This window comes from Bacillus cereus group sp. BfR-BA-01379, from assembly GCF_022663605.1.
GTDB lineage: Bacteria > Bacillota > Bacilli > Bacillales > Bacillaceae_G > Bacillus_A > Bacillus_A mobilis.
This window is the reverse complement of the sequence record NZ_JAKUFT010000005.1, coordinates 1-14,202: the sequence shown is the minus strand read 5'-3', so window position 1 is coordinate 14,202 and position 14,202 is coordinate 1. Positions and strand designations below refer to the sequence as shown.

Below are 14,202 nucleotides of genomic sequence, written 5' to 3'. Positions count from 1 at the left end.
ACTTATTTTTCAAATCATTCTTCTATGAAATCTTTCACAAATTGGGAATTTCTTTCGTATGAGGAAGAAATTTATGGTATGATAAAATAAGTAAAATTTCATACACTAATTAAGAATTTATTACAGAAAGCAAGGGATCAGATTTTGTATAGAGCAGCTATTCCAAACTTATTTACGCTCGGAAATTTATATAGTGGATTCTTGTCAATCGGCTATGCATCTTTAGGATATTATAAATCAGCTGCTATTTTAGTACTTATCGGGATGATGTTAGATAGTCTTGATGGGCGTGTTGCTCGTTTATTACGCGTTGATTCACAAATGGGAAAAGAGCTTGACTCACTTGCGGATGTCGTGACATTTGGTGCAGCACCTGCTGTTCTTATGTATTACACATCTTTCTCCAATTACGGAATCATCGGACTATACATAGCGGGACTATTCCCTCTTTTCGGAGCATATCGTTTAGCGCGATTTAATGTAACACCATCTTCTACTTCAATGAAATATTTCACTGGGGTACCGATTACAGCAGCGGGAGGGCTTGTTGCTTTCTTAACATTATTTTCACATATCATTCCAAAAATCGTTCTTATTACAGTCTTTGTAACGTTCGCATTTTTAATGGTGAGCCGCATTCGTATCCCAAGTTTAAAAGATGTACCACTTCCACGATATAGCATCATTATTACACTATTTTTAGTTGGAAGCATTATCACAATGTACCAAACAGGGATCGGTAACTTTTCTGTTTTCTTATTCATTGCTATTCCACTATATATTTTGTATATGCTATCTCAATTTCTTAGACAAAGACCATCTAAAAGAGCAAATAAAGAAAAATAAGAAACCTTCCGATTTCGGAAGGTTTCTTTTTATTTTGTAACTACTGCTTTTTGATTTACAGGTGTTACAGGCTCTTCACCTTTTAATACGGCTAAAATATTTCTTACTGCCATTTCAGCCATCGCATCACGCGTTTCGAATGTTGCATTTCCTACGTGAGGAGCAAGTACTACATTCTTTAATCCTTTTAGCTCTTCAGTAATTTTCGGTTCAAATTCAAATACGTCAAGAGCCGCCCCTTCAATTTCATTCGTTTTTAATGCATGAGCAAGTGCCGCTTCATGCATAATTGGTCCACGTGAAGCATTTACAATATACGCTGTTTTCTTCATCATTTTAAACTGTTCTTCATCAATCATATGATGCAATTTCGGATTATACGCACAGTTAATTGTAATAAAGTCTGCTGTTTGTAATAATTCTTCCAATGTTACATATGTTGCTTCTAGTTCACTTTCAGCTTCAGGTTTTCGATTTGGCCCTGTATATAAAACATTCATTCCAAACGCTTTCGCACGCTTTGCAACTGCCTTTCCGATTTCTCCAAGGCCAATAATTCCAATTGTTTTCCCGTGTACTTCACGGCCTAAGAAAAATAATGGCGCCCATCCGTTAAATCCAGTTGTACGACATAGCGTATCGCCTTCAGGAATTCTACGTGCAGCTGCTAAAAGAAGTGCAAATGTTAATTCTGCTGTCGCTTCAGTTGATACTTTCGGTGTATTCGTTACCGCAATGCCTTTTTCTTCGGCATACGAGTAATCAATATTATCGTAACCAGCACCGTAGTTTGCAATAATTTTCAAATTAGGTGACGCATCAATCACTTCTTTTGTCACCTTTGTAGAAAGTAGGCTTAACAATGCATCTTTATCTTTTGCATGCTCTGTTAATTCATCTAAAGAAATTAAAGCCTCTTTATCGTACATTTCTACATCATGATCCTTTAATAGTTCTAATCCGATTGCTGGAATTTTTCCTGCTACTAATATTTTCGCCACTACTAACACCTCTTCTATAGAAAATAAGATACCTCTTATCTTTCATTGTAAGAAATCCACATATAAAAACCAAGGAATTTGATTATAGTTTTGAAAATCGACACTTTTCCATAAAAAAAGAGGAGATGCAAGTCTCCCCTCTTCTTATGCTTTTTCTTGCGATTCTTTTCCAAGCTTCACATCGATTGTTCCTTCTGCAACTGTATCACTAATTTGTTCCTCAATAACGGATTGAGATGTAGCATTCGTTTCAGAAGTATACGCTTGTTGCTCTGCACTTTGTACATTTTGTACATTTTGTTTATTTTGTTGTTTCGCCATTTCTTACCCTCCTTTTTATTCTTTCTTATTTTGAACAAAAAGGAGAGTTTTCATCAAAAAATCGTGATCATTTTGAAATGGATACTTCTTCTTCCAGTAATCTCATCGTTCTTACTCGTTTCGTAAAGGTAGCTAAGTGTGAAATATCATGATTACGTAACGTCTTTATATTCTCTTCCACATATTTTCCTAAATCATGCGGATAATGAGCATCTGAGGAGAGTGTAATCGGAACCCCGTGCTTAGCTAATACTTGTAAATATAGTGGACTCGGACACATTTCGCGCACAGGATAGCGATAGTACAATCCCGCATTTATTTCCGTTGCCGTATTCGTTTCTACTAACGCACACGCAATGCCCTTATAATACGAAATTTGTTCATTCTCATCTAACCGATAATTAAATACTTTTATGTTATCAAGATGAGCTATAATATCAAATAACTGAGAGCGAACTGCACACGCAACCGTTTTGAAAAACGTATCATATAAAGCATATAAGTCATGCTCCTTAAAATATTCTTTCGTATCTGGATTATCAAATCCCCAGCCATTTAAAAAATGAACAGAACCAATTACATAATCAAAGTCTCCTAATGCCAGTAAAGATTGTAATTCTTGTTCACCACCAATAAAATAGTCTGCTTCAATTCCAACTTTAAGCGTCACGCCTCGTTTACTCCATCGTTCTTTCGCTTCTTCTATTGCCTTTGTAAAATCATGTAGTGACGCTACCCTTACTTGGTCTAGCCACTCCTTCTGTAAATGACCAAGCTTAGAATCACTAATATCGACATATCTTTCATAGTATTCTTTCGCTTCATAAAAACGGTATAAATGATCGACAATACCAACTTCCTTTATACCTTTTCGCAAAGCTTCTTCTAAATATAAATCAATCCATTTCGTTGTAAATGGCCCTTCTTTCACACGTCTTTGCAGGCGTTCTTGTGTTTTCACAAGCCATTCCATAGAATGTTTTTCTTCTTTAAGCGGTTCATACTGTTGCAATGATTCATTTATTTTCGCTAGCCACCCTATTGAATATGGACCTTCTTCTAAATGAATGTGATAATCCACCTTCATCTATATTCCCCCTTATAATGTATCTATGTCTCTTCTGTCCCCTACTCGCGAAAGCTTCCCATTTCTTTCTGTCACTTCCTCCATAACATCTTCTAATGATATATTTTTTTCGGCTAATAAAACGAAGCAGTGATACAATACATCCACCATTTCTTTCACCAATTCTTCTTTATCATTATTTTTAGATGCGATAATTACTTCCGTGCATTCCTCACCAATTTTCTTTAAAATTTTGTCTTCTCCTTTTGAAAACAAGTAATTTGTATACGATTCAGGAAGTGGATTTCTCTTTCGTTCTTCAATTGTTTCAAATAGTAATGTAAAGGCGTTTCCCATATGTATCCCCCTATATAATTTTGTAATGAAAACACGTTTTCTCTCCGGTATGACAAGCAGGTCCCACTTGCTTTACGACAACAACGATTGAATCTTGATCACAATCTAAATACAGAGATTGCACATATTGGACATTTCCTGATGTTTCTCCTTTATTCCATAACGACCTTCTTGAACGAGAATAAAACCATGTTCTTTTCGTTTCTAGCGTTTTTTCATATGCTTCTTCATTCATATAAGCTAGCATTAAAACTTCTTTTGTCCCTTCTTCCATTACAACTGCTGGTAATAATCCTTTTGAAAAGTTTGGTTTCATAACCGCACCTCAACGTTTGCATTTCTTAATTTTCTCTTTACGTCCTGCACTGTCGCCTCACCATAATGAAAGATGGATGCCGCTAACGCTGCATCAACTGTTGTCTTTTGAAAGACTTCTATAATGTGATCAACATGACCGCACCCGCCTGACGCGATGACTGGTACGGAAACGCTTTTTGAAATTTCTTCTGTTAAACGGAGGTCATATCCATTTTTCGTTCCATCTGCATCCATACTCGTTAACAAAATTTCGCCTGCCCCTAGCTCGGTAACGCGATTTGCCCATTCAATTGCATCCATTCCCGTATCAACTCTTCCGCCGTTCACATATACATTCCACTTATCTTCTGCTATTTTTCTAGCATCAATTGCGACGACAATACATTGTGAGCCAAAGTGTTCTGCCCCTTCTTTGATTAGCTTTGGATTTCGCACTGCCGCTGAATTGATTGAAACTTTATCTGCTCCCGCTCTTAGTAAATTGTACATATCTTTAACACTTGAAATCCCCCCGCCAACTGTAAGAGGAATAAATACTTTCGAAGCTGTTTTTTCTACAACATCGATAATTGTTTTTCGTCCTTCATGCGTTGCCGTAATATCTAAAAATACAATTTCATCTGCTCCCGCCTCATTATATAAAGCAGCTATTTCAACAGGATCACCGACGTCTTGTAATCCTATAAAATTTACACCTTTTACGACTCGCCCTTCTTTCACATCTAGACATGGAATAATACGTTTCGCTAACATAACTTTGTTACCTCTAACACTTCTCCTAAATTAATCGTTTTCTCGTAAAGAGCCTTACCAATTATGACGCCGTATATATTCATATCATTTAATTTTTTCACATCTTGAATAGATGCCACTCCTCCAGAAGCAATAAGACGAATGCCCACACTTTTTTGTAGTAACTCCAATTGCTCTACATTCGGCCCTGCAAGTGTCCCGTCTTTCGAAATGTCTGTAAACACAATTGTTTGAACACCTACATTCTCCATTTCCTTCGCTAAATAAATATAAGAAATTTCAGAAACATCAAGCCAGCCTCTCGTTGCTACGAAACCATTTTTCGCATCAATTCCAACAATGATTTTTTCTTTATATAGACGAACTGCTTCCCCTAAAAATTCCTTATCATAAAGAGCAGCTGTTCCTAAAATCACTTTATCTACACCTACTGACAATAACTTTTCTACCGCTACAAGTGACCGAATTCCGCCTCCAACTTGCACAGGAATGTGTACTGCCTTGCAAATTTTTTCAATGATCGGCAAGTTTAACGATTCGCCAGCAATTGCACCATCTAAATCAACAATATGCAGTGTTTTCGCTCCCGATTTTTCGAATATAATCGCTTGCGCAACCGGGTCTTCATTCATTACTGTTTCTTTACTAAACTCTCCTTGATACAATCTAACGCATCGTCCCTCTTTTAAATCGATAGCTGGGAAGATTTCCATGCTTCTACCACCCCTTTGAAATTTTTCAACATTTGCATCCCAATGTCACCACTTTTTTCAGGATGAAACTGTGCGCCGTATATATTTCCTTTTGCTACAAAACCAGGTACTTTCAATCCATATTCACTTATTCCATATACAATTTCATTAGGACAATCTGCGTAATAAGAGTGGACATAATATACGAATGAACCGTCCTCTACTCCATTCCAAAGCGCTATTTCCCCCTCTTTCTTTAGCTCATTCCATCCCATATGTGGAATTTTATAAGGGACTTTTAGCTTTCGAATAACACCTGGCAATAAACTTAATCCGTTACAGTCTTGTAGTTCCTCACTATTTTCAAATAAAAGCTGCATTCCTAAGCAAATGCCTAAAAGCGGTTTTCCTGAACGCCCGATTTCTTTTAATACACACACTAAATCTTTTTCTTCCAATACATCCATCGCTTTTGGAAATGCACCTACTCCTGGTAAAATCACTCCATCACTTTTAAAAATCTCTTCTTTATCACTTGTTACGATGTACGCTGCTTCAATATATTTTAATGCTTGTTCTACACTACGAATATTCCCCATTCCATAATCTATAATAGCAATCAATTACAACATCCCTTTCGTTGAATTTACACCAGTAATGTTGGCATTTTTATCAACCGCTTCCCTAAGCGCTCTACCAAACGCCTTAAACAATGCTTCAACTTTGTGATGTGTATTACTTCCATATAAAATGCGGGCATGTAACGTAATATTTGCAGCATGAGCAACCGCTCTAAAAAATTCTTCTGTTAGTTCTGTATCAAAATCCCCTAGCTTCGGATTCGTTAATTCTCCTTGAAATACAATATACGAGCGTCCGCTTATATCAATTGCTACAAAACCTAAAGATTCATCCATCGGTACATAAGCAGAGCCATAACGGTTAATCCCCTCTTTATTTTGCAATGCTTCTTTCAAACAATTTCCGAGTACAATTCCAACATCTTCAACTGTATGATGTGCATCAACGAATACATCTCCTTCCGCCTCCACTTGTAAACCGAATCTTCCATGCCTTGCAAATAAAGTTAGCATATGATCAAAAAATCCAACTCCCGTTTGTACAGAAACATCCTTCCCTTCATCAAGCTGCAAACTTAATTTTATTTTTGTTTCTGTCGTCTCACGTATTTGACTATACTCACGCATTATTCTTCCTCCTCAAATCTTATTTGAATTGCTCTCGCATGCGCATGTAACCCTTCTTTATTGGCTAGTTCTATAATATGATGTTGTACATCTCTTAACGCTTCCTCCGTATAAGACAGGAAGCTTGATTTTTTCACGAAATCATCGACTGATAACGGTGAGAAAAATCTTGCCGTACCACTTGTCGGTAACACATGATTCGGTCCTGCTATATAATCACCGAGTGGTTCCGGTGCATATGGTCCAAGAAAGATAGATCCTGCGTGTTTCACATAAGCTAAAGCATTCATCGGTTCTTTTATATGTAACTCTAAATGTTCTGGAGCGATTTCATTCGACAATTGGAGTGCCTCTTCTAAAGAAGGAACGATACAAATGGCTCCATTTCTATTTATCGATTCACGTGCAATTTCGCTTCTTGGTAATGTTTCTAACTGTCTTTCTATCTCTTTTTCTACTTCTTTCGCTAACTCTATATTCGTTGTAATACAAATTGCCGTTGCTCTCTCGTCATGTTCTGCTTGTGATAATAAATCAGCAGCAATATATTTTGCATTACCAGTTTCATCAGCAATAACTACAATTTCTGACGGGCCGGCAATCATATCGATATTTACTATTCCGTATACTTCTCGTTTCGCTAGAGCGACATACAAATTTCCAGGTCCAACTATTTTATCCACTTTCGGAATCGATTCCGTCCCGTATGCTAAAGCAGCAATTGCTTGCGCGCCACCTATCGTATACATTTCATCTACTCCTGCAAGGCTTGCAGCAACTAAAATATGTGGATCAATTCCTCCTTCTCTCGGCGGTGTTACCATTACAATTTTTTTCACACCTGCGAGTTTCGCTGGTAATACATTCATTAATACTGACGAAGGATAGGAAGCAGTTCCGCCTGGCACGTATACCCCTACATTTTCTAACGGCCGAATGATTTGTCCCCTAATGATGCCTTTACTCTCGCAATCGAATATGGATTGCCTTTTTTGCTTTTCGTGATACGATATAATGTTTTTCTTCGCCTCTTGTAACGCTTCTAAAAATGAATTTTCTACAAACATACTCGCTCGTTCTATTTCTTCTTCACTTACACGAAACTCTTTCATCTCCACACCATCAAACTTGTTTGTATAAAAAGATAGGGCCTCATCCCTATTCTCCCTTACATTTTGAACAATCTCTCTTACACTTCTTTGAACAGTTTCTTCTATTATATTAGCGTTTTCTCGCAGCAATTTTATTTTCGATAACGCCTTTTGAAAATCTTCACAAACGATCTCCATTTCAAGTCCCCCTATTTTCCTGACAAAATTTCTTGCTCCATCATATTTACAATACTGAATATTTCGTCTTTTTTAGTTTTTAATGCAGCCTTATTTACGATCATTCGAGCAGATATAGAACACATTTCCTCAAATACAATGAGTCCATTTTCTTGTAATGTTGTTCCTGTTTCAACAATATCAACAATTGCATCTGCCAATCCAAGAATAGGAGCGATCTCTACAGAACCTTCTATTTTAATAATTTCTACATCCTCTCCTTTATCATGAAAATAGGTAGAAGTAATATGGGGATATTTCGTTGCAATACGTTTCTTCCGGTAGCTCTTCGGGTTATATGTAGGGATAGAAGCTACACAAAACTTACACACGCCTACTCCTAAATCCAACATTTCATAAATATCTTTCTCGTTTTCCATTAAAATATCTTTTCCAACGACCCCAATATCCGCTACTCCATGTTCTACATAAGTAGCAACATCTACTGCTTTCACTAAAATAAATGAGATATCTGTATTCTTACTTTGAAAGACAAGCTTTCGCCCTTTATTTTTGAGCTCTGAACAATCAATTCCAATTTGCTCAAAGAGTGGAATCACATGCTTTTCTAATCTCCCTTTCGTTAACGCAATTTGAATGTTACGCATGAGGCTTCTCCTTCTTTCTGGACTACCCATTTCTCTTTCCATACATATTCCACTAATGATTCATTCTTTGCCTCAACGACCGTTATTATTTGATTTTTTCTTGCAAATTGAAAGGTATCGTTTACATTAGAGAATAAAGATAGCTCTACTTTTTTCCCGTCCTTTTGAAGTAAACTTCGTAATCTTTCCGCTTCTGCTAATCTGTTTAACTCATAATGAATAATAATATCTATTCTCTTTCGTTCATATGGTTCTTGCTGCTCTTGCAGCGCCTTCACAATTTGATTGACTTGCACCGCGAGTCCAACGGCCGGCAGCATTTCTCCAAAATTTCCAATTAACTCATCATATCTTCCGCCACTAACAATTTCTTCTCCAATTTCATATATATACCCTTTGAAAATAACTCCCGTATAGTAATCTAGATGTTGGATCATACCTAAATCAATTGATATGTAAGATCCATAGCCTAGTTTTTCAATGGCTTCATATATTTCTTTCACTCTTGCGATGGCCATTTTCATTTCATTACTCGAGGCGAGTTTTTCCGCTTCCTCAATCACTTCTAAATTCCCAAATAACCTTGGTAATTTCTCAAGTAATCTCACTGTTTCATCACTTCGATCTAATTTCTTTTCTCTAATAAAATTTGATAGAGCAGCATAATTTTTACTTTCAATATATGTTCTAAGTACTCTCTCTTCTTCCTCATGAATGGAGAGCTTTTTGACAATACATTTATATAACTGCACTTGCCCAATCTCTATTGTAAAAGATTGCACCTTCACCTTTTGAAGTGATTGAATGACGCTTATGACGCATTCAATTTCAGCTCTTACATTATCAATCCCAATAATTTCAATACCACTTTGTACAATTTCATTATATTTTCCAGTAAGGGACTCATTCGCCCGAAATACATTCCCGCCATACGTCAGTTTTAGCGGCGTATCCCACCTCTGCGTTCCCATTACTCTCGCTAAAGGAATTGTCATATCTGGACGTAAGACGATAATCCGTCCCTTTTCATCAAAAAATTTATACATCTTTTCTTCATCTATCGGTCTATTTTGAAAGGCAAAAACATCATAAAATTCTATTGTAGGTGTCCTTATTTCCTCATAACCTCGCTCTAAAAAAGTACGTCTTAATTTTTGTTCCACTTCTTCAATTAACGTACATTCTTCGAATAAATAGTCTCTCGTTCCATTTGGATTTGCCCGTTTCCATTTTGTCATCTAAATTCTCACACCTTTCCCTTTCTAATGTATGCCTATTTCATTCACCTAAACCGAAAATAAAAAGAGCCTTGTAGACAAAATACCTACAAGGCTCTTTAGTAGAGTGTAGGTACAACGGGAATAACCCTTGTGCCTACACGTTTTCACGCTAGGTTCAAGGGCTTTATGTATGATGATGTAGTTGTGTAAGCATTTCAATAGGTTGCACGATATTCATAATACTTACTCCCTTTCTCCTCTGATTTTTTACATAGTATATAATACTTAATTCTGAATGTAAATACATTTCGAACATTCCGTTATTTCTTAATATAAAGCTGCTTTCCTTTCATATTCTACAATCTCTTGTTCATATTGCATTGTAATACTAATTTCATCTAGACCATTTAATAATTTCTCTTTCCACATTTTCTCGATTGTAAAATGAAACCTGTGCGTACTCGTTGTAATGACTTCATTCTCTAAATCTACTTCTATTTGTTCTCTCGCATCCGTTTTGGCAAGTTGTTCTCGCATTTCTTTATCCATTACAATTGGTAACATACCATTTTTCATACAATTCATATAAAAAATATCTGCAAACCCGCCAGCGATAATAACGCGAAAACCATAATCAGCAAGCGCCCATGGAGCATGTTCTCTTGAAGAACCGCAACCAAAATTATCACCTGTAATTAATATACTTGCTCCTTTTCTATCTTGTGCATTAAGTGGAAAATTAGGGTTTTCATGGCGGTTATTATCATAACGCCATTCATCGAATAAATATTTTCCAAATCCCGTCCGTTCAATTCTCTTTAAATATTGCTTCGGAATAATTTGATCTGTATCAATGTTATCATTCATCAGTACTGCGGCAGTACCTTTATGAATACGAAATGGCTCCATCATAACTCTCCTTTCTAGTATCAACAAAATGACCATATAATGCAGCTGCTGCCGCCATTGCTGGGCTAACCAAATGTGTTCGTGCTCCTTTTCCTTGTCTTCCTTCAAAATTACGGTTTGAAGTGGAAGCACAATGTTCTCCTTCAGGTACTTGATCTGGATTCATTCCAAGACACATTGAACATCCAGGTTCTCTCCATTCAAATCCCGCTTCTTCAAAGATATGATGTAGCCCTTTTTGCATCGCAGCTTCTCTTACTCTTTTCGATCCAGGCACAACGAGTGCTCGCACACCTTCTTTTACCTTTCTTCCTTTCACAACAGATGCAGCAATTTCTAAATCAGAGAGCCTGGAATTTGTACAAGATCCAATAAAAACATGCTGAACTGGAATGTCATACGTACTTTGTCCAGGGCTTAATCCCATATAAGAAAATGCTCTTTCGTCATTTGCATCATGCTTTTCTGGCAATTTTTCATCAATACGAACACCCATACTCGGGTTTGTTCCCCACGTAACGTACGGTGCTAAATCCGCCACATCAATTGAAATATGTAAATCATAAATCGCATCTGAATCTGTATACAGTTCAGACCATTTTTTCTCGAAAGTTCCATAGTCTTTCGGTGCATATTGACGTCCTTTTACATAAGCAAATGTTTTTTCATCTGGTGCTATAATACCAGCTTTCGCTCCTCCTTCAATTGCCATATTACAAAGCGTCATTCTCTCTTCCATCTCCATAGCTCCAATTGTCTCTCCATAAAACTCCATTACGTATCCGGTTCCAACTGCTACACCGTACTTTGAAAGGAGATGCAAAATAATATCTTTAGCGTAAACACCTTTCTGTAATTTCCCTTTTAACTCAATGCCCATCGCTTTCGGTTTACGTTGCCATAACGTTTGTGTCGCCAATACATGTTCCACTTCACTCGTGCCAATGCCAAATGCTAGCGCGCCAAACGCACCGTGTGTTGCTGTATGACTATCACCACAAACAATTGTTTTTCCTGGCTGCGTGAGCCCAAGTTCTGGTCCGATAACATGAACAATCCCTTGCTCTTCATCTCCAATATCCGCTAAAGGTACCTGAAATTGTTTACAATTTTCACGAAGTGTATCTAGTTGCTGTTTCGCAATGCGATCGGTAATATTCCAAACATCTTTCGTTGGAATATTATGATCCATCGTTGCGAATGTTAAATCTGGTCTACGGACCGTTCGATTTGTAAGCCGCAAGCCTTCAAAGGCTTGCGGTGACGTTACTTCATGGACAAGATGAAGATCGATATATAATAAATCCAACCCATTTTCGTTTGTCGTAACTATATGTCTTTCCCATAGTTTATCTAGCAACCTTTTCCCCATTATCTCCCTCTCCCTACTAACGCTTGCTCTTCCATTTCTTGCATAACCGCCTTCGTAAATGAAGTTGTCGTTTCAGTCCCACCGATATCTGCTGTACATTTCCCTGATGTAAGGACTGCAGAAATTGCTTCTTCAATTGCACACCCTTCTCTCGTTAATCCGAACGATTGCCCAAGCATCATTGCAACAGAGCGCATCATTGCAATTGGATTCGCCTTATTTTTCCCGGCAATATCCGGTGCTGATCCGTGAATAGGCTCGTATAATGAAGGTCCCTTTTCCGCGTGACTTGCTGATGGAAGCATCCCTAATGATCCAGCTAATACGGAAGCCTCGTCACTCAAAATATCTCCAAATAAATTTTCCGTTACAATTACATCAAACCGTCCTGGATTTCGAATTAATTCCATCGCGGCGGCATCTACTAAAATATGTTCTAGTTCAATGCCTGGATAACGAAGTGCTACTTCTTCTGTCACAGTTCGCCATAGTTTACTAGACTCTAAAACATTCGCCTTATCAATCGATGTCACTTTCTTCTTCCGCTTGCTCGCTAATTGAAAAGCATACGAAACGATACGCTCAATTTCATGACGATGATACGTAAGTGTATCTGTTGCTACTTCGTCCGTTCGTTCTTTCGGATAAGAAAAATAAATTCCACCTGTTAATTCACGAACGACAACGAAATCAATTTCATCAGCCTTTTTTAATGGCGATAAATGTGCCGTTGCGCTTTCTACCGTTACAGGGCGAACATTTGCAAATACGCCGAGTCCTTTTCTTAAAGCTAATAACCCTTTCTCTGGTCTTTCTTTCGCACTATCCCACCTTGGTCCACCAACTGCTCCTAATAAAACTGCATCACTTGCTAAACAGGCGGCAAGCGTTCGCTGTGGTAATGGTTGCCCATTTAAATCGATAGCACTCCCACCAAAGTACTCATCTTGCAAATGAAAACGATGCCCATATAATCTCTCTACCATATGCAATACTTCCTTCGCACTTTCCATAACTTCCGGGCCAACACCATCACCAGCTAAACAAACGATACGTTTTTCCAAGTTCAACACTCCTTTTAACTGAATTTTCAGAACTTTAATTTGATAGGTGAGGAAAGCTTCTCTCACCTATCAACCACTTATTTCACAAGCTGGATAAAAGATTTTAATTTCCCCGCCGCATGGACATATGCTCTCGCCGACGCTTCCAATACGTCTTGCGCGACACCAAAACCTGATACTTGATGCGTTCCTTCTTTTAATTCAACATGAACATGAGCTAGTGCGTCTTGACCTTGTGTAATAGATTGTATGCGATAATCCGCCAATTCACATTCTAATCCTAAAATTCTTTGGATTGCATTATAAATCGCTTCAATACTACCAGAGCCAGTAGCTGCATCTTCGTATATATTTCCTTCCTCATCTTTTAGCACAACTGTCGCGCATTGTGTACTATTTGATACGAAATGTACTTGCAGTTGCGTAATGGTATATTGCTGAGCCGCAAATGCTGCTTCACCAAGCATAAGTGCACGTAAATCTTCCTCCGTAATTTCCTTCTTGCGATCAGCTAATTTTTTAAACGCTTCAAACACCGCATCTCGTTCTTCCTTTGTAAACTCATAGCCAAGCTCTTTCATTTTTTCTGTAAACGCGTGACGTCCAGAATGTTTTCCAAGTACGAATAGATTTTGAGATTCGCCTACTAGCTCTGGTTCAATAATCTCATACGTTGTCACTTCTTTTAATACACCATCTTGATGAATGCCTGATTCATGAGCGAATGCATTCGCTCCAACGATCGCTTTATTTTTCGGTACAACCATACCTGTTAATCTGCTTACTAGTGTACTCGTCGCTTTAATTTCTTTTAGCGTCATAGAAGACTCTGCTTTATAGAAATCTTTTCTAATATGAAGAGCAACTGCGACTTCTTCTAACGCCGCATTCCCTGCTCTTTCTCCAATTCCATTAATTGTTCCTTCTACTTGCAACGCTCCACCTTCAACTGCAGCTAATGAATTAGCTACAGCCATCCCAAGATCATCGTGACAATGACAAGAGAAGATTGCTTTTTCATATGAAGGAACGGATTCTTGTAAGTATTTAAAAAGAGAATAATATTCTTCTGGATTCGTATACCCAACTGTATCTGGAATATTAATTACATTTGCTCCTGCACGAATCGCAACTTCTAC

At 37.6% G+C, this 14,202-nt stretch carries 17 protein-coding genes; 1 reads left to right on the top strand and 16 read right to left on the bottom strand.

Going from position 1 to position 14,202, the window contains the following annotated elements:
• Nucleotides 1-144: 144 nt before the first annotated feature.
• A complete protein-coding gene (gene pssA / locus MR113_RS03150; RefSeq protein WP_000285414.1) occupies nucleotides 145-846 on the top strand; it encodes a CDP-diacylglycerol--serine O-phosphatidyltransferase in 702 nt (233 codons plus the stop codon).
• Between the two features lie 29 nt (nucleotides 847-875).
• Here the strand turns inward: pssA and MR113_RS03145 are convergent, their stop codons facing one another.
• The 16 genes from MR113_RS03145 to leuA form a co-directional block, all read right to left on the bottom strand.
• Nucleotides 876-1,847: an NAD(P)-dependent oxidoreductase gene (locus MR113_RS03145; RefSeq protein WP_242250922.1), complete on the bottom strand. Its 972-nt coding sequence runs from the start codon at nucleotides 1,845-1,847 to the stop codon at nucleotides 876-878.
• Nucleotides 1,848-1,991: 144 nt separating this feature from the next.
• Complete coding sequence (locus MR113_RS03140; protein WP_242250921.1) at nucleotides 1,992-2,168, bottom strand: DUF4025 domain-containing protein; 177 nt, start codon at nucleotides 2,166-2,168, stop codon at nucleotides 1,992-1,994.
• Between the two features lie 67 nt (nucleotides 2,169-2,235).
• Nucleotides 2,236-3,255: a histidinol phosphate phosphatase domain-containing protein gene (locus MR113_RS03135; protein ID WP_242250920.1), complete on the bottom strand. Its 1,020-nt coding sequence runs from the start codon at nucleotides 3,253-3,255 to the stop codon at nucleotides 2,236-2,238.
• A 12-nt stretch (nucleotides 3,256-3,267) separates the two neighbouring features.
• A complete protein-coding gene (hisI, locus tag MR113_RS03130; RefSeq protein ID WP_000525958.1) occupies nucleotides 3,268-3,591 on the bottom strand; it encodes a phosphoribosyl-ATP pyrophosphatase in 324 nt (107 codons plus the stop codon).
• A gap of 10 nt (nucleotides 3,592-3,601) precedes the next feature.
• Nucleotides 3,602-3,907 carry a phosphoribosyl-AMP cyclohydrolase gene (gene hisI, locus MR113_RS03125; protein ID WP_073517398.1) on the bottom strand — a complete coding sequence of 102 codons (306 nt, stop codon included), beginning with the start codon at nucleotides 3,905-3,907 and terminating at the stop codon, nucleotides 3,602-3,604.
• The gene (gene hisF / locus MR113_RS03120; protein ID WP_242250919.1) at nucleotides 3,904-4,662 is read right to left on the bottom strand and encodes an imidazoleglycerol phosphate synthase cyclase subunit; all 759 of its coding nucleotides are present in this window, start codon (nucleotides 4,660-4,662) and stop codon (nucleotides 3,904-3,906) included. The genes hisI (MR113_RS03125) and hisF overlap by 4 nt, the downstream gene beginning before the upstream one ends.
• The gene (gene hisA, locus MR113_RS03115) at nucleotides 4,656-5,375 is read right to left on the bottom strand and encodes a 1-(5-phosphoribosyl)-5-[(5-phosphoribosylamino)methylideneamino]imidazole-4-carboxamide isomerase (RefSeq protein WP_242250918.1); all 720 of its coding nucleotides are present in this window, start codon (nucleotides 5,373-5,375) and stop codon (nucleotides 4,656-4,658) included. The genes hisF and hisA overlap by 7 nt, the downstream gene beginning before the upstream one ends.
• A complete protein-coding gene (gene hisH / locus MR113_RS03110) occupies nucleotides 5,348-5,977 on the bottom strand; it encodes an imidazole glycerol phosphate synthase subunit HisH (protein WP_242250917.1) in 630 nt (209 codons plus the stop codon). The genes hisA and hisH overlap by 28 nt, the downstream gene beginning before the upstream one ends.
• A complete protein-coding gene (gene hisB / locus MR113_RS03105) occupies nucleotides 5,978-6,562 on the bottom strand; it encodes an imidazoleglycerol-phosphate dehydratase HisB (protein WP_242250916.1) in 585 nt (194 codons plus the stop codon).
• On the bottom strand, nucleotides 6,562-7,851 hold the full coding sequence (gene hisD, locus MR113_RS03100) for a histidinol dehydrogenase (protein WP_242250915.1): 1,290 nt from the start codon (nucleotides 7,849-7,851) through the stop codon (nucleotides 6,562-6,564). The genes hisB and hisD overlap by 1 nt, the downstream gene beginning before the upstream one ends.
• Nucleotides 7,852-7,862: 11 nt before the next feature.
• Complete coding sequence (hisG, locus tag MR113_RS03095) at nucleotides 7,863-8,498, bottom strand: ATP phosphoribosyltransferase (protein WP_242250914.1); 636 nt, start codon at nucleotides 8,496-8,498, stop codon at nucleotides 7,863-7,865.
• Nucleotides 8,474-9,736 carry an ATP phosphoribosyltransferase regulatory subunit gene (hisZ, locus tag MR113_RS03090; RefSeq protein WP_242250913.1) on the bottom strand — a complete coding sequence of 421 codons (1,263 nt, stop codon included), beginning with the start codon at nucleotides 9,734-9,736 and terminating at the stop codon, nucleotides 8,474-8,476. Before hisZ ends, hisG begins: the two co-directional genes overlap by 25 nt.
• A 309-nt stretch (nucleotides 9,737-10,045) precedes the next feature.
• Nucleotides 10,046-10,627 carry a 3-isopropylmalate dehydratase small subunit gene (leuD, locus tag MR113_RS03085; RefSeq protein WP_242250912.1) on the bottom strand — a complete coding sequence of 194 codons (582 nt, stop codon included), beginning with the start codon at nucleotides 10,625-10,627 and terminating at the stop codon, nucleotides 10,046-10,048.
• Nucleotides 10,605-11,999: a 3-isopropylmalate dehydratase large subunit gene (leuC, locus tag MR113_RS03080; RefSeq protein ID WP_242250911.1), complete on the bottom strand. Its 1,395-nt coding sequence runs from the start codon at nucleotides 11,997-11,999 to the stop codon at nucleotides 10,605-10,607. The genes leuD and leuC overlap by 23 nt, the downstream gene beginning before the upstream one ends.
• Complete coding sequence (leuB, locus tag MR113_RS03075; protein WP_242250910.1) at nucleotides 11,999-13,063, bottom strand: 3-isopropylmalate dehydrogenase; 1,065 nt, start codon at nucleotides 13,061-13,063, stop codon at nucleotides 11,999-12,001. Before leuB ends, leuC begins: the two co-directional genes overlap by 1 nt.
• A 77-nt stretch (nucleotides 13,064-13,140) precedes the next feature.
• Nucleotides 13,141-14,202: 2-isopropylmalate synthase (gene leuA, locus MR113_RS03070; protein ID WP_242250909.1), on the bottom strand; the 1,062-nt coding region annotated here is incomplete at its 5' end.